Source organism: Streptomyces sp. R28 (assembly GCF_041052385.1).
Taxonomy (GTDB): domain Bacteria; phylum Actinomycetota; class Actinomycetes; order Streptomycetales; family Streptomycetaceae; genus Streptomyces.
The window spans coordinates 6,258,985-6,271,138 of record NZ_CP163439.1 but is presented as its reverse complement, the minus strand read 5'-3'; the positions used below and the strand labels follow the sequence as shown (position 1 = coordinate 6,271,138).

General features: G+C 68.9%; 12 protein-coding genes and 1 pseudogene. 5 read left to right on the top strand and 8 right to left on the bottom strand.

The annotated features are described in order from the left end of the window. On the bottom strand, positions 1-360 hold the full coding sequence (locus tag AB5J49_RS28135; RefSeq protein WP_033319564.1) for an NADH-quinone oxidoreductase subunit A: 360 nt from the start codon (positions 358-360) through the stop codon (positions 1-3). Between the two features lie 712 nt (positions 361-1,072). Here AB5J49_RS28135 and AB5J49_RS28130 point away from each other — a divergent pair. After that, positions 1,073-1,900, top strand: coding sequence for a C40 family peptidase (locus AB5J49_RS28130; protein ID WP_369171576.1), 828 nt, complete (start codon positions 1,073-1,075; stop codon positions 1,898-1,900). A 95-nt stretch (positions 1,901-1,995) separates the two neighbouring features. Here AB5J49_RS28130 and AB5J49_RS28125 read toward each other — a convergent pair whose 3' ends face one another. Beyond that, complete coding sequence (locus AB5J49_RS28125; RefSeq protein WP_369171575.1) at positions 1,996-3,822, bottom strand: FAD-dependent oxidoreductase; 1,827 nt, start codon at positions 3,820-3,822, stop codon at positions 1,996-1,998. A gap of 108 nt (positions 3,823-3,930) precedes the next feature. Between AB5J49_RS28125 and def the strand changes: the two genes are divergently transcribed. Then, positions 3,931-4,557 (top strand): peptide deformylase, encoded by a 627-nt coding sequence (def, locus tag AB5J49_RS28120; protein WP_369171573.1) that lies wholly within the window; start codon positions 3,931-3,933, stop codon positions 4,555-4,557. Between the two features lie 11 nt (positions 4,558-4,568). Here def and AB5J49_RS28115 read toward each other — a convergent pair whose 3' ends face one another. After that, complete coding sequence (locus tag AB5J49_RS28115) at positions 4,569-5,876, bottom strand: geranylgeranyl reductase family protein (RefSeq protein ID WP_369171572.1); 1,308 nt, start codon at positions 5,874-5,876, stop codon at positions 4,569-4,571. Between the two features lie 98 nt (positions 5,877-5,974). Between AB5J49_RS28115 and AB5J49_RS28110 the strand changes: the two genes are divergently transcribed. Together AB5J49_RS28110 and AB5J49_RS28105 are read left to right on the top strand one after the other, a co-directional pair. Continuing rightward, the gene (locus AB5J49_RS28110) at positions 5,975-6,481 is read left to right on the top strand and encodes a GNAT family N-acetyltransferase (RefSeq protein ID WP_369171570.1); all 507 of its coding nucleotides are present in this window, start codon (positions 5,975-5,977) and stop codon (positions 6,479-6,481) included. Between the two features lie 117 nt (positions 6,482-6,598). Further along, the gene (locus AB5J49_RS28105) at positions 6,599-6,949 is read left to right on the top strand and encodes a PASTA domain-containing protein (RefSeq protein WP_369171569.1); all 351 of its coding nucleotides are present in this window, start codon (positions 6,599-6,601) and stop codon (positions 6,947-6,949) included. A gap of 30 nt (positions 6,950-6,979) precedes the next feature. Here the strand turns inward: AB5J49_RS28105 and AB5J49_RS28100 are convergent, their stop codons facing one another. From AB5J49_RS28100 to AB5J49_RS28090, 3 genes and pseudogenes are all read right to left on the bottom strand, one after another. After that, positions 6,980-7,675, bottom strand: a complete 696-nt coding sequence (locus tag AB5J49_RS28100) for a demethylmenaquinone methyltransferase (RefSeq protein WP_369171568.1) — start codon at positions 7,673-7,675, stop codon at positions 6,980-6,982. Positions 7,676-7,718: 43 nt separating this feature from the next. Further along, positions 7,719-8,372: pseudogene (locus AB5J49_RS28095) on the bottom strand (acyltransferase family protein); the annotation flags it as partial. Between the two features lie 112 nt (positions 8,373-8,484). Continuing rightward, entirely contained in the window at positions 8,485-8,904 is a 420-nt protein-coding gene (locus tag AB5J49_RS28090) for a hypothetical protein (RefSeq protein WP_369171567.1), read from the bottom strand. A 236-nt stretch (positions 8,905-9,140) separates the two neighbouring features. Here AB5J49_RS28090 and AB5J49_RS28085 point away from each other — a divergent pair, with 236 nt between their 5' ends. Then, positions 9,141-10,202, top strand: coding sequence for a chitinase (locus tag AB5J49_RS28085; RefSeq protein WP_369171566.1), 1,062 nt, complete (start codon positions 9,141-9,143; stop codon positions 10,200-10,202). Positions 10,203-10,302: 100 nt separating this feature from the next. On the opposite strand, the gene AB5J49_RS28080 is transcribed toward AB5J49_RS28085, so the two are convergent. Beyond that, positions 10,303-10,908: a hypothetical protein gene (locus AB5J49_RS28080; RefSeq protein WP_369171564.1), complete on the bottom strand. Its 606-nt coding sequence runs from the start codon at positions 10,906-10,908 to the stop codon at positions 10,303-10,305. Between the two features lie 7 nt (positions 10,909-10,915). Beyond that, positions 10,916-12,115, bottom strand: coding sequence for a cyclic dehypoxanthinyl futalosine synthase (mqnC, locus tag AB5J49_RS28075; protein WP_369171563.1), 1,200 nt, complete (start codon positions 12,113-12,115; stop codon positions 10,916-10,918). Positions 12,116-12,154 lie beyond the last annotated feature (39 nt).

Below are 12,154 nucleotides of genomic sequence, written 5' to 3'. Positions count from 1 at the left end.
TCAGTCCCATTCCAGGCCGCCGCGCCGCCATACGTACGCGTACGCGACGAAGACGGTGAGCACGAAGAGCAACATCTCCACGAGCCCGAAAACACCCAGGGCGTCGAAGGTGACGGCCCAGGGGTAGAGGAAGACGATCTCGATATCGAAGATGATGAAGAGCATCGCCGTCAGGTAGTACTTGATCGGGAAGCGCCCGCCGCCGGCCGGCGTGGGGGTCGGCTCGATACCGCACTCGTAGGCCTCGAGCTTGGCCCGGTTGTACCGCTTCGGACCGATCAGCGTGGCCATGACCACGGAGAAGATCGCAAAGCCTGCCCCGAGGGCTCCCAGTACGAGGATGGGCGCATAGGCGTTCACCGCTCCTCGCTCCTCTCAGTCGGCACTGACTGCTGGCGGTTGCACTGGGCCCACAGCCGACTCACCAGTCCCACGAGCCCCGCTCGTCCCGGCGAAGATCGAGAACATGTGAAGCAGGTCACAAGCCCAACTGCCTCGCATCTTATGCCCGCCGCTCTGTGATCTGCGACACGGGGTATTGCACAAGCTTTGTGATCTCCACCACCTGACGAAGGATCATGAAGTCGGATGAGCGGTGATCTTCACACGAGAAGCGTTCAGGTGATCACCAGAGGTGACATTTTCGCTCGTTGACGCAGCTCGGAGGGGGCGTCTCAATATCAAGATGGTTCCTTTGCATGCAAATTGGTGCTGGACCGGATGTCTTGATAGAGGCGCGCATTCACACATGAGGGGGAGCCTCGGAGTGGGATGTGGACGCGTGCACGCGTTCACGAGCCACATGAGGGGGATCCGGGCACGGGACGCGCACATCGCCGTAACCGTTGCGTGACCTCTGCCACACCGATGTGAGACCCAGAGAACCGGGCTTGGCCACCGGTCCCAACAAGTGGTAAGCGGCGGGCAATTCGGACTTAATGATGAAAGTCCGTGATCACGGGCGGGATCGAGGGGGTCCGCAATGTCCGTTACGGCGTCAATAAAGGGCGGAGTGCAGGGAAATTGGGGCGGCGATTGAGTAACTGTGGCGCAGCACACGTTTCTTGTAGGTATGGAGGAGCCCCTGATACCGGTTGTTCTCATGTCCCACACCGCTCACATACGTAGCCACCGGAAGCCCCGCCGCGGCGCATCGACGACCATCGCGATGCGTGCCGGAGTTGCCGGTGGCGTCCTCAGCATGGCAGCGGCAGGTGCTGCGGCCACGGCGAACGCCGCCGAGCCGGTTACGCAGACCATCGAACTGCCCACCCTCACGGGTGACCTGGCGGACCAGCTCGCCCAGTCCGCGGACGCCACTCAGCTGGCGGCGGCGAACTACGAGCTCGACGCCGAGCGTGACGCGGCCGCCGCCGCGGCAGCCAAGGAAGCCAAGAAGGACCTCGCGGAGGCCAAGAAGAAGGCCGAGGCGAAGAAGAAGGCCGAGGAGGCCCGCCGGGCCGCCGCGGAAGCCGCCGCCTCGCGCAGCACCGAGCGGGCCACCCTGTCCGCCTCCGCGAGCACGAGCGTCGCCGCTCCCGCCAGCGGCAGCGTCGCGACGGTCATCTCCTTCCTCCAGGCACAGGTGGGCGACGCGTATGTCATGGGTGCCACCGGCCCCAACGCGTGGGACTGCTCCAGCCTGGTCCAGGCCGCGTTCAAGCAGGTCGGCGTCGACCTGCCGCGGGTCTCGCAGGACCAGTCGATGGCTGGAACCGACATCCCGCTCTCTCAGATCCAGGTCGGCGACATCCTGTACTGGGGTGGCAAGGGCTCGGCCTACCACGTGGGCGTCTACATCGGTAACGGCCAGTACCTGGACGCGGCCAACCCCTCCAAGGGCGTCGTCATCCAGGACCTGTCCGGGTACCCGGCGTCGGGAGCCGTGCGCGTCCTCTGAGTCGCGGAGATCACCGGAAGGGCCGCAGCCGCTCGGGGGCAGCGGCCCTTCCGCCTCATACCAAGTCGAAACGACTCATCTCGGGCTGAACAGTCTCATCCCAGGTCGAAGGTGTTGGGCAGGCCCAGCTTGTAGCGCACCTCGTCGACCCGCTTCAGCGGCTCCAGCTCCGGGGGCCGGTACAGCTCCCAGATCCGGCAGCGCTCGGCGTCCGAATCGTCCGCTTCGAGGAGGGCGTTGACGGCCAGGCGGGCGGATTCGTTGGCGCCTTCCATCGTCGCCAGGTCGACGTCCGTGCGGACGTAGTCGCCCGCGAGGAAGAAGTTCGGGACCTTCGTGTGGGCCGTGGGGCGGTTGTAGAGGGTGCCCGTGGGGTGGATGAGGAGCTGCTCGCGGTTGCGCGGATCGGGGCCGCCGAGGCCCGTCACCGCCGGGTCCATGAACCAGCCGAGGCGGTCCTCGTCCCGGAGCGTGGTCTTGCCTGCGTCGTTCAGGCCGTCCTTCAGCTGGGCCCAGAGTTCGGCGACGACCTCCTCCTTGGTGCACTCCTTGGCCGTCTTGCCGTACAGAATGCCTGGCTTGTCCCACTCCGAGATGATGGCGGAGAGACAGTCGTGGGCGCGTCCGTCGCCGTAGTCGCGCGAGAAGTCCCGTCCGTCCCAGAACTGGGCCTGGCCGATGCCGGTCACCGACCAGGGTGAGTCGAGGCAGTTGATGTGGCCGTGCACGACCGGTGTCGGGGTGCGCAGGTAGAACATCACGCCGGTCATCCAGTCCGTCTGCAGCGCGTCGCACTTGGCGAGCTGTGGGTCGGCCGCGCGCAGGGCGGGGCCCCACGTCATGCGTGCGTGCTCGACGGGCAGCGCGGAGAGGTAGTGGTCGGCGGTGACCGTACGTTCGTCGGCGCCGTCGCGGGCCGAGACGCGGACGCCGGTCACCCGGCCGCCGTCGTAGAGGACCTCGCGGGCCTGGGTGCCGAGGACGAACCGGACACCGAGGGAGCGCAGGTGGGCCTCCCAGGGGTCGATCCAGGCCTCGCTGGTGGGGGCGTTGAGGATGCGGTCGATGTCGGCGTCGCCGTCCATGCCGCGGCCGAGCAGGCCCCACAGGAGCAGGGCCTCGATGATGACGCGGCCGACGGTTCGGGTGGACGCCACCTCCGCGCGCGTGGCGACCAGATTGCGGGTCTGGCCTATGCCGAGGAGCGTGCGGTACTCCTCGCTCATCTCCTCGGCGCGGATGAAGTCCCACCACGCGACCTTCTCCCACACCTCCTCACGGCGGGCGTCGCAGCTGGTCAGGTGAACGAGGAGCCGGTCGGCGAAGTAGGCGACCTCGTGGGCCGGGAGGCGGGTGCCGAGGTCCAGCACCGAGAGGATCTGGTCGCGGATCCAGCTGAGGGTGAGGTCACCGGGGCGGGGCGGGGTGGTGGCGCGGCGGAGCGGGAAGTGCAGGTCGGGGCGGCCGCCGGCGCGGGCGAAGAGGGCCTCGGTGCCGCTGCGGAGGTTGTCGTGGACGCCGCCCGCGTTGCCGGGGACGGGGATGCGGCGCATGGTGTCCGGCAGGTTCCGGTAGAAGCCGGGGAAGAAGCGGAAGCCGTGCTCGGCGGGGAGGTTTGCGCGGCCGCCGGCCGCAGTGCCGGGGACGGGCATCGAGCGGGCCTTGCCGCCGAGGGTGTCGTAGTACTCGTAGACGGTGACCGCGTAGCCGCGTTCGGCGAGTTCGTGGGCGGCGCTCAGGCCGGAGACCCCGCCGCCGAGGACGGCGACGCGCTTGCCTGTCGCGGCGCCGGCGCTGCCGCCCGGCCATAACGCGAGGGCGCCGGCCACTCCCCCGGCACCGGCCAGAAAGCGTCTGCGGGTGTGGCCGGATCGCGTGTGACCTGTCTTCTCCTGGGGCTCCTGCGTGTCTTCTGTTGTCATGAATCCGTGAGGGTAGGGAGGGTCCGCGGAGGTCGGAAGCCCGTTTCTCGGCCGGCCACAGCATCCTCACAACACGCAACAGCGCAAGGACAACAAGGAGACACAGCGATGCCCAGCGTTTTCGTGCAAGGCAGGCCCGTCGAGTCGTATCCGCCGCTCGCGCCCGAGGCCCGGCGTGGGACGGTGCGCAGGATCACCGAGGTGGGGGAAGAGGTGCTGCACAAGCCGTGCCGGGATGTCACCGAGTTCGGGCCCGATCTCGCCGCGCTCATCGACGACATGTTCCTGACGATGTACATCGCCGAGGGGGCGGGACTGGCGGCGAACCAAGTCGGTGTCGATCTGCGGCTGTTCGTGTACGACTGCCCGGACGACGACGGGGTCCGGCATGTCGGGCACATCGTGAACCCGGTGCTGGAGCCACTCGACCCGGCCGGGCGCAGGCTGCTGGACGACAGCGAGGGCTGCCTCTCCGTGCCGGGCGCGGTGATGGACGTACCGCGCCCGGACCGGGCCGTGGTGCGCGGGTACGACAAGGACGGCGAGCCACTCGTGATCGAGGGCACGGGGTACTTCGCCCGCTGCCTCGCCCATGAGAACGACCACGTGGGCGGCCATGTCTATCTGGACCGGCTCTCCAAGCGCGAACGCAAGGACGCCCTGCGGCAGGTGGCGGACCGGCGGGAGGAGGTCTTCGCACGCCGGGCCGCCAACATCGAGGCCCTCAACCGGTAGTCGCCGCCGGGTCAGGCCTTCGGCGCCACCTTGCTCAGCCCGTTGATGATGCGGTCCATCGCGTCGCCGCCCGTCGGGTCGGTGAGGTTGGCCAGGAGCTTCAGGGTGAACTTCATCAGGAGCGGGTGGGTCAGGCCGCGCTGGGCCGCGATCTTCATGACCTTCGGGTTGCCGATGAGCTTCACGAAGGCGCGGCCCAGCGTGTAGTAGCCGCCGTAGGTGTCCTTCAGGACGCGCGGGTAGCGCTGGAGGGCCAGTTCACGCCCCGCGGGGGTCGAGCGGGCGTGGGCCTGGACGATGACGTCGGCGGCGATCTGGCCGGACTCCATGGCGTAGGCGATGCCCTCGCCGTTGAAGGGGTTCACCAGGCCGCCGGCGTCGCCGACCAGCAGCAGGCCCTTGGTGTAGTGCGGTTGGCGGTTGAAGGCCATGGGGAGGGCGGCGCCGCGGATCGGGCCGGTCATGTTGTCCGGGGTGTAGCCCCAGTCCTCCGGCATCGAGGCGCACCAGGCCTTGAGGACCTCGCGCCAGTCCAGCTCCTTGAAGGAGTCCGAGGTGTTGAGCACGCCCAGGCCGACGTTCGACGTGCCGTCGCCCATGCCGAAGATCCAGCCATAGCCGGGCAGGAGGCGGTCCTCGCCGGGGCCGCGGCGGTCCCACAGCTCCAGCCAGGACTCGAGGTAGTCGTCCTCGTGGCGCGGGCTTTCGAAATACGTCCGTACGGCCACGCCCATCGGACGGTCCTCGCGGCGGTGCAGGCCCATCGCCAGGGACAGACGCGTGGAGTTGCCGTCCGCGGCGACGACCAGCGGCGCGTGGAAGGTGACCTCGCGCTTCTCCTCGCCGAGCTTGGCGTGGACGCCGGTGATACGGCCGGTGCGGTCGTCGATGATCGGGGCGCCGACGTTGCAGCGCTCGTAGAGGCGGGCGCCCGCCTTCTGGGCCTGGCGGGCGAGTTGCTCGTCGAAGTCGTCGCGCTTGCGGACGAGGCCGTAGTCGGGGAAGGAGGCGAGGTCGGGCCAGTCCAGCTGGAGGCGTACACCGCCGCCGATGATCCTGAGCCCCTTGTTGCGCAGCCAGCCGGCTTCCTCGGAGATGTCGATGCCCATCGCCACCAACTGTTTGACCGCGCGCGGAGTCAGGCCGTCACCGCAGACCTTCTCCCGCGGGAACTCGGTCTTCTCCAGCAGGAGGACGTCGAGGCCGGACTTGGCCAGGTGGTACGCCGTCGTGGCGCCGGCCGGCCCCGCGCCCACGACGATCACATCGGCGGTGTTCTCGGAGAGGGGTGAGGAGATGGGCTCGGTCACGACACTCACGGCGGGATCTCCCCAAGTTCGAAATCTGTGTGCCGAGCGGCACTGGACATGGGCAGTCTATTCAGCAGCACTGATCACCCGGCTGAAGGGCTGCCTCCGTGAACCGAGTTCTCCCTGTCGTACGGCTCCGTGTCCCCACCGACGAGGACGCCGTCGCCTGGCACCGGGTCTTCGCCCACCCGGATGTCATGGAGTTCCACGGCGGCAGGGCCGCGGAGCTGTCCGTCTACGAGGAACTCACCGCCCGCCAGCGCCGGCACGACGCCGAGCGCGGGTTCTGCCTGTGGACCATGCTCGACGAGAACGAGCAGGTCATCGGCTTCACCGGAGCCCAGCCGTGGGAGCGGGCCTGGGGTCCCACGGGGGAGATCGAGATCGGCTGGCGGCTCGGACGGGAGCACTGGGGCAAGGGGTACGTCACCGCGGCCGCGCAGTTGGCGCTGGAGCGGGTGCGGGCGGCCGGGGTGCCGAGCGTGGTGGCGATGGTCGACGCCCGCAACGAGCGGTCGATCGCGGTGACGCGGCGGCTGGAGATGCGGCTCGCCGAAGTGTTCACCACACCGGATGCGCGGCAGCAGGGGCACTGCTACCGACTCGATCTGTGACGCCGGATTCACGCCCACTGGTGACTCTGGGTAACCGACTGCTACAGAAAGGTACTTGACGCTTCCGGGTGGCACACCCGGGCGGTTACCCTGCCAGTACCGCTGGGGGTGACATCTGTGCGCATAACACCCAAAACGCCCGAGGTGCGGGTACCGAAGCTCGTCGGGCTGATGGCCATGGACGCGCGCGAGGCAGCGAAGTCGCACGGCCTGCTCCTCAACGCACCGGACCGGCCGGACTTCCACCTCACCGTCGTCGACTACGTCGTACGCCAGTATCCGGAGCCCGGTGCCGAGGTGCCGCGGGACTCTCTGGTCTACGTCTGGTTCGACTTCGGCGAGGGCGAGGGCGAGGGCGAGGGCGGCGGAGGCGTACGCGAGCCACGCGCCCCGCGGCCACCGAAGGGCGGGCTGGAGCGCGAGCTCGACGAGCCCGGAGACCCGTACCCCGTCGTCAGCTCTGCTTGAGGCCTGGCACTCGGCTCTGCTCGAGGCCGCTCAGCTCTCCTTGAAGCCCCGGTGCAGGGCCACCACGCCGCCCGTCAGGTTCCGCCAGGCCACCTTCGACCAGCCGGCCTTGCGCAGGCGTTCGGCGAGGGCCGGCTGGTCGGGCCAGGCGCGGATCGACTCGGCCAGGTAGACGTACGCGTCGGGGTTCGAGGACACCGCGCGGGCGACCGGGGGCAGGGCGCGCATCAGGTACTCGGTGTAGACCGTGCGGAAGGGCGCCCAGGTCGGGTGCGAGAACTCGCAGATCACGACCCGGCCGCCGGGCCGCGTCACCCGGTACATCTCACGCAGCGCGGCGTCGAAGTCCTGGACGTTGCGCAGCCCGAAGGAGATGGTGACCGCGTCGAAGGTGTCGTCCCGGAACGGCAGCTTCGTCGCGTCGCCCGCAGTGAGCGGCAGCCACGGGTGCTTCTTCTTGCCGACCTGGAGCATGCCGAGGGAGAAGTCGCAAGGGACGACGTACGCGCCCGTCTGCGCGAAGGGAAGGGACGAGGTGGCCGTGCCGGCCGCCAGGTCGAGGACCTTCTGCGCGGGGCGGGCGTCGACCGCCTTCGCCACCTCCTTGCGCCACACACGGTCCTGGCCGAGCGACAGCACGTCGTTCGTCAGGTCGTACCGTTCCGCCACGTCGTCGAACATCGAGGCGACTTCGTGCGGCTGCTTGTTCAGGGAAGCGCGGGTCACGTGCCCATTCTTGCAGCCGCCCGCACGGAAGCAGCCGATGCCCTCACGGAACGAGCCTGGGCTTCTTCTTCCCGGCCACGTCCTCCACCCAGCCGCACAACAGGACGAACACCGCGATCAGGATCCAGCCGATGCCGAACATGAACCACTGGCTCTCCAGCGCCAGGTACTTCTCGAACGCGGGCACGTTCCAGAACTGGTCGATCAGCGGGACGGCGAGGATCAGGGCGATCTCGTGCCAGAGGTAGATCGTGACCGCGCGCGCGTTGAAGACCGTGACGAGGCGGTCGGTGCGACGGAAGCGGGTGAGCCGGGCGAAGTCGATCCGGAAAACCTTCTTGGCGTACATCAGCAGCGTCACGTAGCCCGCCGACCAGAACGCCTGGGCGAGGGGGATGTCGTCCAGGTCGTAGGAGCCGGTTTCGGCCTGGTGTGTGAAGGCGTACCAGCCGCCGTACGCGATCGCCGCGAGGGAGAGGGTGGCGACGGCCAACGGCTTCAGCCGCCGCAGGACGCCGTCGCGGTGCGCGAAGCCGAGGATCCAGCAGAAGAGGAACGTGGCCAGGTCGGTGAGCGCGCTGCCGAAGCGGTCGTCCGGCGGCTCCCACGCGAAGTGGAGGACCAGGACCGGGCCCAGCGAGAGCAGCAGCAGCATGATGCTGGTCAGCGCGAGCAGGAGCAGTCCGGCGAGGATGACGCGCGGTTTCTGCAACGCCGCGGCCTTGCCCGCTGCCCGCTGGATTCGGGTGGGGGCGCGGCGGCGGCCGCGTGAGGGAGTCGTCGTTGTCATGAGTGTGGGTGCGTCCCGGTCAGTTGGCGGCGGCCGCGGAGGCGGAGGCGGACACGCTCGGGGCGGAAGTGGGCGGCTCGCCGGTCGCGGTGCCCGTCGGCGGCGTCCCGGTGGGCTTCGTGGGCGGGGTGCCGACACCGCCCTGGGGCTGGGCGCCACCGGGGCCGGAGTTCGGGGCACCGGCCGGGCCGCCGCCCGCGAAGGGCAGCAGCTCGGACGGCGTCAGCGAGGTGCCGACGCCCATGAAGGCCATGCCCAGCACGACCGCGTACCCGAGGCAGGCGACGCCGACCAGAAGGCCGATACGACGCAGCAGCTTGGAGCGGCGTCCGGAGTTGTCAACGAACACGGGCCCCTCGACGGACCCGTTGCCGCGTTTGCGGCGGCGACCGCGCACAGGTTCGGCGGCGCGGTTTTCGATGGCAGGCTCGGAATGCATTCCCCGGACATTAGGGAACCTTTATGTGCCCACGGCTCTGTACTTCGTGTGAGACGCCCATGAGAAACGCCTTAACCTATCCACTTCCTGAGAGTTCCCGCGAACGCCTACGCACCTCACAGCTCTGTGAAAGGAGTTGAAGGCCCAGGCCCCGGCGGAGTGTGAGACATTTCCGCCCGGGAGACGTATGAGGTCTTTCGAAAGGGATCGAAATCACGAAAGCGGGTACGTACGCAATGCGGAGTTTCCTGACAGCGACGGCCGGGCTCACCTGCATGTTTGCACTGGCCATCACGGGGTGCTCCGCGGGCTCCGACGACACGACGGACGCGGCACCGCCGAACCCGCGGCAGCCCAGCGCATCGCCTTCCGATTCCACCTCCGAATCGGCCTCCGATTCAGCCTCCCAATCGGCCTCGTCGAGCACGTCGTACGCCCCCTACGTCAGCTCCAACGAGGCCTCCGACAACGACTCCGCCGGCTCCCCGGCGACGTACAACCTGGCCTTCGTGATCTCGGACGGCAGCGACTGCACCCCCAAGTGGAACGGCTCGACCACCATCACCGACTCGGCCACGAAGTCCCGTATCGCGCGGCTCACCCAGGACGGCGCCACCGTCCGGGTCTCCTTCGGCGGCGCCTCCGGCAAGGAGCTGGCGGCGAGTTGCGACAGCGCGTCCGAACTGGCGGCGGCGTACGGGAAGGCACTGGACGCGGCCGGTTCGTCGCAGGCCGACTTCGACATCGAGGGCGATGAGCTGACCGACTCCGACTCGGTGGACCTGCGTTCGCAGGCGATCGCGCTGCTGCAGAAGGAACGCAGCGATCTGGAGGTCTCGTTCACCCTGCCGGTGATGCCCTCAGGACTCGACGACGACAGCGTGGCGCTGCTGGAGTCCGCCAACGAGCACGACGTCCAGGTCTCCACCGTCAACATCATGACGATGAACTACGGCGAGTCGTACACCGGCGACATGGGCGACTACGCCCTCACCTCCGCCAAGGCCACGCACACACAGCTCCAGGAGATCTTCGGCACCTCCGACGCGACCGCCTGGCGTGCCATGGCGCTCACCTCGATGCTCGGCGTCAACGACGTCGACAACGAGACGTTCACCCTCGACGACGCGGCGCAGGTACGGGAGTTCGCCGAGGAGAAGGGGATCGGGTGGGTGTCGATGTGGGCGACGTTCCGGGACCGGAGTTGCGCGGACGGCTCCTCTTCGGACGACCCGCTGACGAACTGCAGCGGGGTCGACCAGGAGGAGGGCGCGTTCGCGGAGGCGTTCTCGGGCTGACCCCGTGCCGGGCCGCCGATCCAGGACCCCGTGTCAGGCCCCGTGTCAGGCCCCGTGTCAGACCCCGCGCCAGGACCCTTCCGGGACCCCGCGCCAAGACCTACCGGCGTCGGTACACGATCCGCCCGTCCACCACGGTCGCCACGCACGTGCCCGCGCCGCGCTCCGCGAGTTCGGCCTCGTCCCGTACGTCGAACACGGCGAACCGGGCGGCGGACCCGCGCTCGCGCGGGGGCGGGAAATCAACCGGCCACCCGGAGGCGTACGGATCGAGGGAGGGAACGCCGTCGGGGCGCCCGATGCGGCCCATCACCGCCAGACCGGTGCGCCGCACGGCATCCCGCACCGCGCGGTTGCGCAGTTCCTCACAGGCGGCGCGGACCGTGCCGTACGCCAGCATCCGCTGCACCCCGCGCCGGGCGCTCGCGCCCCAGCGGGCGTCGTCCATGGTGAGCGCCGCCAGCGCGTCCCCGGTCAGCGGCTCGGTGCCCAGCTCGTCGGCCTCGCGCGGATCGGGGTGGTAGGCCTCCTCCAGCAGCTCGTTGCCGTGGATGTTGATCAGCCCGGGCGTCAGAATGCCGGGCCACTGCCGCACCCGCGCCCGCGGACGGGCGGCGACGAGCTCCTCCAGCGGTCCGGCATCGGCGATCCAGTCGCCCTCGACGACGAGCGCGTGGCCCCTGGAGTCGGCGTGAATCGTCAGCACGAGTACGTCAGTTGGAGGCCAGGAGCTTCAGCTCGGGGTGGGCCGTGCCGCCCTCGATCGCCGTGGACGAGATGTGGGACGCGACCCGCTCGTCGACGGGGTCGTTCGCCGGGTCGTCGTGCACCACGATGTGCTCGTACGTCGTCGTCCGCTGTGCCGGGACCCGCCCCGCCTTGCGGATCAGGTCGATGATCTCCAGCCGGTTGGAACGGTGCTTGGCGCCGGCCGAGGAGACGACGTTCTCCTCCAGCATGATCGAGCCGAGGTCGTCGGCACCGTAGTGCAGCGACAGCTGGCCGACCTCCTTGCCGGTCGTCAGCCAGGACCCCTGGATGTGCTGGATGTTGTCCATGAACAGCCGCGCGATGGCGATCATCCGCAGGTACTCGAAGAGCGTGGCCTGCGTACGGCCCTTGAGGTGGTTGTTCTCGGGCTGGTAGGTGTACGGGATGAAGGCCCGGAAGCCACCCGTCCGGTCCTGGACGTCACGGATCATCCGCAGGTGCTCGATCCGCTCGGCGTTGGTCTCGCCCGTGCCCATGAGCATCGTCGACGTCGACTCGACACCGAGGTTGTGCGCCGCCTCCATGATCTCCAGCCAGCGCTCGCCGCTCTCCTTCAGCGGGGCGATGGCCTTGCGCGGCCGCGCGGGCAGCAGCTCGGCGCCGGCGCCCGCGAAGGAGTCGAGGCCGGCCTCGTGGATCCGGGTGATGGCCTCCTCGACCGACACACCGGAGATCCGGGCCATGTGCTCGACCTCGCTCGCCCCCAGGCTGTGGATGACGAGCTGCGGGAAGGCCTGCTTGATGGCGCTGAAGTGCTTCTCGTAGTACTCGACGCCGTAGTCCGGGTGGTGACCGCCCTGGAACATGATCTGGGTGCCGCCCAGCTCCACCGTCTCGGCGCAGCGCCGCAGGATGTCGTCCAGGTCGCGGGTCCAGCCCTTGGCCTGGTCCTTGGGGGCGGCGTAGAAGGCGCAGAACTTGCACGCCGTGACGCACACGTTCGTGTAGTTGATGTTGCGCTCGATGATGTACGTCGCGATGTGCTCGGTACCCGCGTACCTGCGGCGGCGTACGGCGTCGGCGGCAGCGCCCAGCGCGTGCAGCGGGGCGTCGCGGTAGAGGTCGAGCGCTTCCTCGGGGGTGATGCGTCCGCCCGCTGCGGCACGGTCGAGGACGGACTGAAGGTCGGCCTTCTCGGTCACCGGGGCGTCCCTTTCGTCAAGGGGTTGGACGGACCGAAC

Bases quoted from the DNA above. Each gene is read 5' to 3' on its own strand.
- AB5J49_RS28130 (WP_369171576.1), top strand. From the start codon at position 1,073: ATGGAGGAGCCCCTGATACCGGTTGTTCTCATGTCCCACACCGCTCAC.
- AB5J49_RS28125 (WP_369171575.1), bottom strand. From the start codon at position 3,822: ATGACAACAGAAGACACGCAGGAGCCCCAGGAGAAGACAGGTCACACG.
- def (WP_369171573.1), top strand. From the start codon at position 3,931: ATGCCCAGCGTTTTCGTGCAAGGCAGGCCCGTCGAGTCGTATCCGCCG.
- AB5J49_RS28090 (WP_369171567.1), bottom strand. From the start codon at position 8,904: ATGCATTCCGAGCCTGCCATCGAAAACCGCGCCGCCGAACCTGTGCGC.
- AB5J49_RS28085 (WP_369171566.1), top strand. From the start codon at position 9,141: ATGCGGAGTTTCCTGACAGCGACGGCCGGGCTCACCTGCATGTTTGCA.